Genomic DNA, 10,704 nt, shown 5'->3' with positions numbered 1-10,704 from the left:
AGTTGTCGCTGCCGGCAAAAGCAGTGCCCGTGGCAACGAGGATGGCGGCGGCGGTAAGAGCGATCTTGGTCATTTTATTTACTCCTGAATTCAAGATTGGGTTGATATCGGCAGTCGCGATTAGCGGCCGAAGAGATTGCGGTCAGCGCCCTGCGACGCTGGGGCCTGGACGGTCTGTGTCGACTTCGAGGTCGAAGCGGTGACCGAATGGTCGACAGTGACGGCAGGCTGATTGGCGTTGGCCGAGCCATAGTTGTCGCTGCCGGCAAAAGCAGTGCCCGTGGCAACGAGGATGGCGGCGGCGGTAAGAGCGATCTTGGTCATTTTATTTACTCCAGTATTTCTTTGTTCTGTCCGTCTAGTGGCGTGCCCTTGGGAGGAATTTCGCGTCGCTCGGACCACCCCGAGATGGGCTTGCCCTGCCGCGGATTCCAATCACGAAGATGTTCCCCCGCGGCTCGAATTCGGACCTTGAAATTTGGCACAGGGCCTCGGCGGTCATAATTTTACTGTTCGAAATCAAATCGTTAGTGATATTCTTCTCCCACCATGCGAGGCCGACAACCAAGCCAGCGTTCACCATCTGCTATACAGTCCGTCAACAGAAATCGAACCGAACGGTTCGGTTTGAAGAGACCTGACCCCTCCAGCATTCTTTTTTACGGTGCGGAGGCGGACGAGATATGGGTGCGTACGTCCAACCGGGAGGACAGACCGGCCGCTATAGGCCGGTCATGCCCAGCACGTCGCGCATGTCATATTCGCCGGGCGGACGTCCAGCCACCCAGAGTGCGGCGGCGATCGCGCCGCGGGCGAACATGATGCGGTCTCCGGCTGCATGCGACAAGGTCAAGGTCTCGCCCTCGGCGCAGAAGCTGACGCTGTGTTCGCCGACGATGCTGCCGCCACGCAGCACCGCAAAGCCGATCTCGCCGGTCGGCCGCGAGCCGATGACGCCATCGCGTACACGCCTTGCGACCGTGTCCAGATCGATGCCGCGTCCGCCGGCTGCGGCATGCCCCAGCATCAACGCCGTTCCCGATGGCGCATCGACCTTGTGGCGATGATGCGCCTCGACAATCTCCACGTCCCAGTCATCGGGATCGAGTGCCCGCGCGGCCTGCTCGACCAGTCCGATCAACATGTTGAGCCCGAGCGAAAAGCTGCCGGAGCGCACGATGGCAATTGTTTTCGCGGCGTCGGCGATCGCAGCCGAATCATCAGCATCGAAGCCCGTTGAGCCGATGACCAGGGCCGGCCCGCCGCGTTCGGCGCAAATGCTGGCCAGATCAGCCGAGGCAGCCGGCGTGGTGAAGTCGATGACCACGTCGGCCACGGCAAGCGCCTCGTCGCGGCTCACCAGCCCTTCGCCAATACTGCCCGGCCGGTGGAAGCGGGCGGCGAGCGCCAGCCGCGCGTCGCCCTGCACGGCCGCCGCCATCTCGCGGCCCATGCGGCCCAGCGCACCCGCGATGGCGACCCTGACCGGTGGTTTCGACATGGCGCTATCCCGCGGCTATTTATTTCCACATGCCGCGCATGCGCGCGCCGATGTCGACGCGCACCTCCGGCCGGGCCGCCCTGCCCTGTGCCACCTGTGCGCTCGGCCATGACACCTGCTGGAACGCCGCCAGGATCGAAGCCGGGATGAAGCGGGTGCGCGAGGCATAGAGATGGCGGTCGCCGCGCGCCGCCTGGCCGTGCGGAAAGAAGCGTTGCGGCATGACCAGGTTGAGATTGTCCTTGGCCCGCGTCATCGCCACGTAGAGCAGCCGGCGCTCCTCCTCGATGTCTTCCTTGGTGCCGACGCCGAGATCGGCCGGGATACAGCCGTCGACCGTGTTGAGCACGAAGACGTTCTTCCATTCCTGGCCCTTGGCCGAATGGATGGTCGACAGGATCAGATAGTCCTCGTCGCGATGCGGCGGCCCGGCCTGGTCACTGGTGGCGTCGGGCGGATCGAGCGTCAATTCTGTCAGGAAGCGTTCGCGCGAAGCATAGCCCGAACCGATCTGCTCAAGTTGCAAGAGATCGGCGCGCCGCGTCGTCGCATCTTCGTGGATGCGCTCCAGATGCGGCTCATACCACAGCCTGATCTGTTCGAGGTCGGCAGGCCATTTGGCGCCGGCGCGCAGGCCGGAATAGAGCGAGACGAAGCCCGGCCAGTCATCCGCCGCGCGTTGCGGCGGACGCCAGCCGGCCAGCCCCATGGCCTCGTCGAGCGCCGTCGTCATGGTCTCGACGATCTGCGCGGCAGCCGAAGGGCCGATGCCCGGCATCAATTGCAGCACGCGGAAGCCGGCGACGCGGTCGCGCGGGTTCTCGGCGAAGCGCAGCACCGCCAGCACGTCCTTGACATGGGCTGCATCGAGGAATTTCAGCCCGCCGAACTTGACGAAGGGAATGTTGCGCCGCGTCAGCTCGATCTCCAGCGGGCCGCTGTGGTGCGAGGCGCGAAACAGCACCGCCTGCGATTTCAGTGCCGTGCCGGCCTCGCGCTCGGCCAGGATGGTATCGCAGACGAAATTGGCCTGCTCGACCTCGTCGCGCACGCTCACCAGTTTTGGCCTGTCGGTCGACTTGCGCTCCGACCACAGGTTTTTGGTGAAGCGCTCCGAGGCTTCGCCGATCACCGCATTGGCGGCCGCCAGGATGGTTTCGGTGGAGCGGTAATTGCGCTCCAGCATCACGACGTCGGCGGCTTGCGCGAACTGGTTGGGGAAGTCGAGGATGTTGCGCACCTCGGCGGCACGGAACGAATAGATCGACTGTGCATCGTCGCCCACCACCGTCAGCCCGGCGCCGTCGGGTTTCAGTGCCATCAGGATCGAAGCCTGCAAGCGGTTGGTGTCCTGGTATTCATCGACCAGCACATGGTCGAAACGCCCGCCCAGATGCGCTGCTATCTCGGGCTCCGCCGCCATCTGCGCCCAGTAGAGCAGCAAATCGTCGTAATCGAGCACGTTCTGTGCCTGCTTGGCCTCGACATAACCGGCGAACAGTTCTTTCAGTTGCTCCGCCCAGCCGGCGCACCAGGGAAAGGCAGAACCCAATACCTCGTTGAGCGGCGCCTGTGCGTTGACGGCGCGCGAATAGATGGCAAGGCAGGTTCCCTTGGTGGGGAAGCGCGCTTCCGTCTTCGAGAAGCCGAGTTCGTGGCGGACCAGGTTCATCAGGTCGGCGGAATCCTCGCGATCATGGATGGTGAAGGCAGGGTCGAGGCCGATCTCCAGCGCATAGTCGCGAAGCAGCCGCGCGCCGATGCCGTGAAAGGTTCCCGCCCAGGTCAGCGCATCGGTGAGGACAGCTGCATCGCGGCCGAGCACTTCGCCGGCGATACGCTCGACGCGCCTGGCCATTTCGGACGCGGCGCGGCGCGAGAAAGTCATCAGCAGGATGCGGCGCGGGTCGGCCCCCTTGACGACCAAATGGGCGACGCGGTGAGCCAGCGTGTTGGTCTTGCCCGAACCCGCGCCGGCAATGACCAGCAGCGGACCGGCTATTTGGCCGTCGCCGTGCTCGACTGCCTGGCGCTGGGCATCGTTGAGCCGGGCGAGATAGGCAGGCTGGACGGTCGGGGCCCGAAAGGTCGAATCAGCAGTGGCGAGGTTCATCGCCCATCAAGCATCGTTTCTGCTTTGTTCGCAACGTCGATGCGAGGCTGGCCTCGTGCTCGACAGGCCGAAGCGTGACGTCCGTGTCTTTAGCGTTGCGGATCGACACCCATGTCGGCCGACTGCCGCCGCAAGGTCTCGCGATCATATTGCGACGGCGGCAACAGCAGCGGGTCGACCGTATCGGGCACGTTTTCGACCATCTTCCTGGCGATACGATAGGTGACATAGGCGAAGGCGCCGACGACGAGCAGACGGAACATGGTGCAACACTCCTTTGGAGCAGAACCAACCGGGGAAACCGCCTTTGGTTCCCTTGCCAATCGTCCACGCGCGCAGTCGAAGATGGAGGACGGCTATGGGTTTCGCCAGCGCTTTCCCGATGCATTCTCGGGGCACCGGAGGCGGAACTTGGCGTTTGCGGGGCTCGTGTCCTGCCGCATGCCGCTGTGGCGTCCCGGACAGGCTTTTGGGGAAGAAGGCCGGCGCCGCTTGGGAGGAGGAATGAAGCGCCGGCCAAGCGGATAATTAGGTCCGCCGCACAGGTGAGGCTAGCTGAGTCTTTCCCCTGCGTCATTGGGGGATTATCTTTGTTAAAAACGTACCGATGCGCACGGCCCTATCGGTCGCCGGCCGTCACAAGCTTGTGTTGACCATCATCCCGGCAATCTCAATAAACTCCGGAGCTGGTTGGCAATAGCGGTGGTGTTTGGGCTAGCGGCGAGCGCGGCCTGGGGATCAAAACTCGATCATCTTCCCGCCTCGCCACCCAGCCTTTGCCTGACCACGGCGACATGGAAATTCGTGCCGAACAACAGCCCCTCATCGTTGAAGTCGTAGCTGGAATTGTGCAACGGCGCGGAAGCCTCGCCATTGCCGAGGAAGACGAAGCAACCCGGCACATGGTCGAGGAAGCGGGCGAAATCCTCGGAGGCGGTCATCGGCTCGCGGGCGACGGCGATCTTGCCGGGTTCGAAGACGTGCCTTGCGGCGGCAAATGCCGCATCGACCAGTTCGGCATCGTTGCGCAGCGGCACGAACTCCCTGCTGTAATTGACGTCGGCCGCGACATTGTAGGCGGCGGCGGTGCCCTGCGTAATGATGCGCATCTGCCGCTCGATCTCGGCGCTGACCTCGGGGCGGAAGCTGCGCGCATCGCCGAGGATGCGGGCAAGGCCGGGCAGAGCGTTGCGGGTGCCGTCGGTGATCAGCTCGGTCACCGAAACCACCGATATGTCGGCCGGGCTCAGCCGGCGCGAGACGATGGTCTGCAGATTGGTGACCAGCGCGCAGGCGGCGACCAGCGTCTCGTTGCCCGCATGCGGCCGCGCGGCATGACCGCCGAGCCCTTTAAGCACGATCTCGAAAATATCCTCGGCCGACATGACCGGGCCGGCACGGGTCTCGAAATGCCCGATCGGCAGACCGGGCATGTTGTGCAGGCCGAATATCTCGTCGAAGGGAAAGCGTTGCATCAGCCCATCATCGAGCATGGCGAGCGCGCCCCTGCCCCATTCCTCGGCCGGCTGGAACACGAAGCGCACGATACCGTCGAAACCACCCTCGCGGGCCAGCAGCTTTGCCGCGCCGAGCAGCATGGTGGTGTGGCCATCATGGCCGCATGCATGCATGATGCCGGGATTGCCGGAACGGTAGGGTGCGTCCGACTGCTCTGATATGCGCAGTGCATCCATGTCGGCCCTGAGCGCAATCGCCCGGTTGCCGCTGCCGCGCTTCAGCGTGCCGACGACGCCGGTGCCGCCGACACCTTCGGTGACATCGTCGAGGCCGAACTCACGCAGTTTGGCGGCGACGAAGGCGGCGGTGCGCTTCTCCTCGAAGCCGAATTCGGGGTGCGCGTGCAAATCGCGCCGCCAAAAAATCATCTCGCGCCTCAGCGCGTCACGATCGAGTTCAGACATTTTCCGCCCCTCCTGACCTACTTTGCCAGTCGCGCGGCCACATCAAGCAGGATGTTGGCGCCGGCAACAAGCTCGGCATCTTCGGTGTGCTCGCGCGGATTGTGGCTGATGCCGCCGGCGCTCGGCACGAAGATCATCGCTGCCGGGGCAATACGCGCCAGCATCTGTGCATCGTGGCCGGCACCGGATGTCATGCGCCGGACGCCGAGACCACGGTTTTTCGCGGCGGCCTCGATTAGTTCGACGATGCGAAGGTCGAAGATCACCGGCTCGAAGCGGGCCAGCTGCTCGACCGAAACCGTCAGGTTCTCGGTGGCAAGCTGATCGAGATAGGCGGCAAGCGCCGCCTCCTCCGCCTGCAGGCGTTGTTCGTCGGGATCGCGCAGATCGATGGTGAAGACGGCGCGTGAGGGAATGACGTTGATGGCATTCGGCTCGAAGCGGATCGTACCCACGGTCGCCACCGTCGGCGCGTTCGAGGCTTTGATCCGGTCGAGCAGGAAGGTGATGGTCCGGGCGGCGGCATGGCCGGCATCGTTGCGCATCGACATCGGCGTGGTGCCGGCATGATTGGCGACGCCGTCTATGGTGATACGCTGCCAGGAGATGCCTTGCAGATTCTCCACCGCGCCGATCGGCACGCTTTCACGCTCCAGCACCGGCCCCTGTTCGATATGCAGTTCGAGATAAGCATGCGGTTTGAGGAACCCGGGTTCCCGGTCGCCGGCATAGCCGATGCGGGCGAGCTCCTGGCCCAGCACGCTGCCGTCGGTGCCGACAGCCGCCAGCACCGTTTCGGCATCGATGCCGCCGGCATGGACCAGCGAGCCCATCATGTCGGGAGTGTAGCGCACGCCCTCTTCATTGGTGAAAGCGGCGACCGCGACCGGACGCGACGGCGAAAAGCCTGATGCCTTGAGCGTCTCGATCACCTCCAGCCCGGCAAGCACGCCATAACAGCCGTCATAGATGCCCGCATCGATGACAGTGTCGATGTGCGAGCCGATGAGCAGCGGCGCCTGCTCCCTGTTGTCCGGGCTTTGCCAGATGCCGAAAATATTGCCGACCCGGTCGATGGCGACATCGAGCCCCACCTGCCGCAGCCAGCCGACGAAGAGATCGCGGCCCTGCTTGTCGGTGTCGGAGGCGGCCAGCCGGATCAGCCTGCCCTCGCCGTCGCGACCGACGGCACCGAGTTCGCGGATACGGCCAAGCAGGCGCTGTGCATCGATCGCGGTCATGCCGTTGCCTCGGCTTTCATCTTGCCTTCCAGCACATCGGCCGGGCTCATGCCAACCAGCTCGGCATAGCGATGCGGGTCGGTGGCACCTTCGGTGTTGATCACCAGCACCCGCGATTTGCCGTCCAGTCCAAGCTCGGTCGGGTTGTCGGCCATCGCCCGGATCAGCCCGGCAAGACCAACACCGCCGCTTTCGCCGGCGACGATCGCCGGATCGCCGGCGGCCGGCCGTGCCAGCCGCCGCATCACCGCGACGGCGTCGGCCTCATCCACCGTCATGAAGGCATCGGCGGCGCGCGCCAACACCCGCCAGGCGACGGGCGACGCCTCGTAGCATTCAAGCATGGCCATCACCGTCGGCTGGCCGTGCGCGACTTTGACCGGGTGCCCAATCTGGGCGGCTGCAAAAACACAGCCGGCACGCGCCGGCTCGACCACGATGAAGGTCGGCCTGGCGTCACCGAGCACGATGGCCAGATGGCCGGCCAGCGCGGCGGCAATGCCACCGACACCGGCCTGCACGAAGACGTGGGTTGGCGTCCGAGAGAGCTGGCGCAAGGCTTCGCGCACGATCGCCGTATAGCCCTGCATGACCAGGCCAGGAATCCGTTCATAACCGGGCCACGAGGTGTCGGACACAACGGTCCAGCCCTTCTCGGCCGAAACCTGGGCAGCTTGCCTGACCGAATCATCATAGTTGCCGTCAACGCGGATCATCTCGGCGCCATAACGGGCGATCGCGGCGATGCGCTCCTCGCTGACGCCGGCGTGGACGAAGATCGCCGCCCGCGCACCGAGGAGTTGCGCGCCTTGCGCGACGGAGCGGCCATGGTTGCCGTCGGTCGCACAGGCAAATGTCATCGCCGCGGCGACGGCCCGCACATCAGAGCGATCGAGATCGGCCACGTCGACAGGGCGACCAAGCCGGCTGCCTGCCTCCTCCAGCACCAGCCGGAAGACGGCATAGGCGCCGCCAAGCGCCTTGAAGCTGCCGAGGCCGAGGCGAAAGCCCTCATCCTTGATGTGGACGGCGCCAAGTCCGAATTCGGCGGCGAGCGCCGGCAGCGCATGCAGCGGCGTCATCAGGTGATTGTCGCGATGGCTGAGAAAACGCTCGACCGTGTCGGCGCCGGCCACGCCAAGAGTTTCGGCATCGGTTGGATCGAGTGGCAGGCGATGCAAAGCATTGCGGTTGAGCAGGAACACTGGCAGGCCTCCTTGGCATTCAGCGAGAATATATTGCAGGATCGGCGCAAGGAGCGCTGTAATATGGCCTCCCGAATGCAAATTTGTTTCGTCAGGAATATCTCATTGCCTGCAATCCCGCCCTCGCTCGACAGTTTCGATCTCGCCATCCTTGCCATCCTGCAGCGCGACAACACGACGCCGCAGCGGCTGATCGGCGAAGCTGTGAACCTGTCGGCGCCGGCGGTGCAGCGCCGCATCAAGCGCATGGAACAGACCGGCGTCATCGCCGGCAATGTCGCGGTGATCGAGCCGGCGGCGGTCGGCCAGCCGATCACCATCTTCGTCGAGGTGGAACTCGAGAGCGAACGCGCCGAACTGATCGACGCGGCTAAGCGGCAATTCTCGGCGACCCCTGAAATCCAGCAATGCTACTATGTCACCGGCGAGGCCGATTTCATCCTGGTCATCACCGTGGCCGACATGGGCGCTTATGAAGCGCTGACGCGAAAACTGTTCTTCGACAGCAACAATGTCCGCAAGTTCCGCACGTTTGTTGCGATGGACAGGGTCAAGGTCGGGTTGACGGTGCCCTTGCCCGGCTGAGCGTTGCAGGCATGGCAGGCTCCGGCTGCCATGCTTTTGCCATTCTCCGGAAGCGAATTTGTCGGGGGAGGCGCGCTTGGACGACACCACACCAGTTGCGATTATCGGTGCCGGGCCGGCGGGCCTGGCCATTGCCGCGTGCCTGCGGCAGGCAGGGCAGGATTTCGTCCTGCTCGAAAAAGAGGAGCAGGCCGCACCCGCGTGGCGACGCCACTATGAGCGCGTCCATTTGCACACGACCAAACGCTATTCGTCGCTGCCCTTCGTGCCCTTTCCCAGGGAGTATCCGCGCTATGTGCCGCGCGATCTGTTCGCTTCATATCTCGATGCCTACGCGCAACGCTTCGATCTGCGGCCCAGATTTGGAGAAACGGTGCGGGCGATCAGCCGGCGAGGCAGAAGCTGGCTCGTGGACACGACAACCGGCCCCCTGCACGCTTCAAACGTGGTGATCGCGTCGGGCAACAACGCGGAGCCGCTGATGCCCGGATTTGCCGGCGCCGATGCCTTCAGGGGCAAAAGGCTGCATAGCGCCGACTATCTCAACGCCATGCCTTTTGCCGGCCAGTCGGTTCTGATCGTCGGCATGGGCAACACCGGCGCCGAGATTGCGCTCGATCTGGTGGAAGGCGGTGCGCGACCGACGATTTCGGTGCGCGGCGGCGTCCATATCGTGCCGCGCGAGCTGCTCGGCGTGCCCATCCAGATGATCGGCATGGCGGCTCGCCTGATGCCGCAACGCATCAACGATGCCTTGTTCCCTATCATTCTCGATCTGGCGTTGGGCAGGCTGGGGAAATATGGGCTGAAGCGGCCGCGGCAAGGAATGCTGCAGCAGATCGCGCTCTCGTCGCGCATCCCGACGATCGATATCGGTACGGTCGGCAAGATCCGCGAAGGCGCGATCAAGGTCACACCCGATATTGCCGAGATCACCGAACAAGGCACCCGTTTTGTCGATGGCAAGCATGGCGCGTTCGATGCGATCATCTTCGCCACCGGTTTCCGGCCGGGCTATGCCAGATTGCTGGAGCCCGGCGTCCAGCCAGGCGGTAGCGGCGTCAATGCGAGGGCTTCGGACCTCGGTCTTTATCTGATTGGGTTTCACAATCCGGTCACCGGATTGCTGCGCGAAATCTCGATCGAGGCAGAGCAGATCGCCGACGACATCAGCCTCCGACGAGACCGAAACAAGGCGGCTGAAATCCTGCCGGTTTGATCTGCGGTCTGCCTATCCCAGCGCAGTCGTCAGCATCATGCTGGCAATCTCCTTCGTCAGCTTGGCGGCGACAAGCGCCATCGTGTTTTAGAGATCCTGGTTTGGGGCGGGGGCGGCCCTAGCTGGAGCCGGATTTACGGTCGAATGGGAAAAACGCCAGCCACGGCCGGAAGAGCCAGAATATTGGGTGATGGTGGTGAGATGACGCAAAGCCCGCTAAAGGGTGTTGCAAAGCTCTGGTACAAAATCGTAGCTTTAAATTGGGAGTTTATGCGAAACCTCTTATTTGGTAAAAGAGAGCAAGCGGCGCTTCATGAAATCTCCCAGATATAGCAATTTCCTAAGAATTTTAGTCCTCCCTAGAATGGTTGGGGATTTTAAATATGAGACATTAGAAAAAGATCTATTCTTTAAAATTTCTGATTCGAATGAAAAACACGGCAACCTGGTAAGCAGTGTGCTTTTAGACAAAGTTAACAAGAAATTCTGGATTGAAGCTGGAGTATACAGAAACATAACAACATTTAAGGCACAGTTTATTGAAGGCAAAAATGGTAATTTTATACGTGGCTCATTTACTAATAGTGGGACATTGATATCATACCCTATTTTAATTTTAGCCTTTTTTGGATGGGTATATTTCTTAGTAACCAATGAAAATGGGGCCGATATGTTTTTCTACCTCATATTTTTTGCGGTTTTCCACCTAATAATTTCGATTTCATTCAACAACCAAATAAAAAATATTCTAATATTTCTTGAAAATGAACTTCACGTGCATCCATCCCAAAGCGAAATTATTTCGAATCCCTCCTAACTTCCGCGATACATAGCCCCCGCTGAAATCTCAACAATATTAACGTCGCAGCTATGCACGGCGCGCGGCCAATACTTGTTATTGTTGCCGCATCGCCAGAT

Annotated in this window: 10 protein-coding genes and 1 pseudogene; 3 read left to right on the top strand and 8 right to left on the bottom strand. The window is 62.2% G+C overall.

Going from position 1 to position 10,704, the window contains the following annotated elements; all coding sequences use genetic code 11:
* The 8 genes and pseudogenes from NKI69_RS33595 to NKI69_RS32575 form a co-directional block, all read right to left on the bottom strand.
* Positions 1 to 73: pseudogene (locus NKI69_RS33595) on the bottom strand (DUF680 domain-containing protein); the annotation flags it as partial.
* Positions 74 to 120: 47 nt separating this feature from the next.
* Positions 121 to 324: a DUF680 domain-containing protein gene (locus NKI69_RS32605; RefSeq protein ID WP_256745615.1), complete on the bottom strand. Its 204-nt coding sequence runs from the start codon at positions 322 to 324 to the stop codon at positions 121 to 123.
* Positions 325 to 721: 397 nt separating this feature from the next.
* Complete coding sequence (gene dapB, locus NKI69_RS32600) at positions 722 to 1,501, bottom strand: 4-hydroxy-tetrahydrodipicolinate reductase (protein ID WP_352723352.1); 780 nt, start codon at positions 1,499 to 1,501, stop codon at positions 722 to 724.
* 19 nt (positions 1,502 to 1,520) lie between these two features.
* Positions 1,521 to 3,614, bottom strand: coding sequence for an ATP-dependent helicase (locus NKI69_RS32595; protein WP_352723351.1), 2,094 nt, complete (start codon positions 3,612 to 3,614; stop codon positions 1,521 to 1,523).
* A gap of 89 nt (positions 3,615 to 3,703) precedes the next feature.
* Positions 3,704 to 3,877, bottom strand: a complete 174-nt coding sequence (locus NKI69_RS32590) for a hypothetical protein (RefSeq protein WP_023812604.1) — start codon at positions 3,875 to 3,877, stop codon at positions 3,704 to 3,706.
* Between the two features lie 486 nt (positions 3,878 to 4,363).
* A complete protein-coding gene (locus tag NKI69_RS32585; RefSeq protein WP_352723349.1) occupies positions 4,364 to 5,536 on the bottom strand; it encodes a M20 aminoacylase family protein in 1,173 nt (390 codons plus the stop codon).
* A gap of 17 nt (positions 5,537 to 5,553) precedes the next feature.
* Positions 5,554 to 6,777 (bottom strand): Zn-dependent hydrolase, encoded by a 1,224-nt coding sequence (locus NKI69_RS32580; RefSeq protein WP_352723346.1) that lies wholly within the window; start codon positions 6,775 to 6,777, stop codon positions 5,554 to 5,556.
* Positions 6,774 to 7,982 (bottom strand): diaminopropionate ammonia-lyase, encoded by a 1,209-nt coding sequence (locus NKI69_RS32575; protein WP_023812607.1) that lies wholly within the window; start codon positions 7,980 to 7,982, stop codon positions 6,774 to 6,776. The genes NKI69_RS32580 and NKI69_RS32575 overlap by 4 nt, the downstream gene beginning before the upstream one ends.
* Before the next feature lie 75 nt (positions 7,983 to 8,057).
* Between NKI69_RS32575 and NKI69_RS32570 the strand changes: the two genes are divergently transcribed.
* The 3 genes from NKI69_RS32570 to NKI69_RS32560 all read left to right on the top strand — a co-directional run bounded on the left by NKI69_RS32570 (position 8,058) and on the right by NKI69_RS32560 (position 10,603).
* Positions 8,058 to 8,567 (top strand): Lrp/AsnC family transcriptional regulator, encoded by a 510-nt coding sequence (locus NKI69_RS32570; RefSeq protein WP_196815338.1) that lies wholly within the window; start codon positions 8,058 to 8,060, stop codon positions 8,565 to 8,567.
* A gap of 76 nt (positions 8,568 to 8,643) precedes the next feature.
* Positions 8,644 to 9,786: a flavin-containing monooxygenase gene (locus NKI69_RS32565; RefSeq protein WP_023812609.1), complete on the top strand. Its 1,143-nt coding sequence runs from the start codon at positions 8,644 to 8,646 to the stop codon at positions 9,784 to 9,786.
* Between the two features lie 313 nt (positions 9,787 to 10,099).
* Positions 10,100 to 10,603 carry a hypothetical protein gene (locus NKI69_RS32560; RefSeq protein ID WP_128305355.1) on the top strand — a complete coding sequence of 168 codons (504 nt, stop codon included), beginning with the start codon at positions 10,100 to 10,102 and terminating at the stop codon, positions 10,601 to 10,603.
* Positions 10,604 to 10,704 lie beyond the last annotated feature (101 nt).

Origin of the sequence: Mesorhizobium sp. M0491, from assembly GCF_040321265.1 — a bacterium.
Taxonomy (GTDB): Bacteria; Pseudomonadota; Alphaproteobacteria; order Rhizobiales; family Rhizobiaceae; genus Mesorhizobium.
The sequence above is the reverse complement of the archived record's forward strand: the minus strand, read 5'-3'. Positions and strand labels throughout refer to the sequence as shown.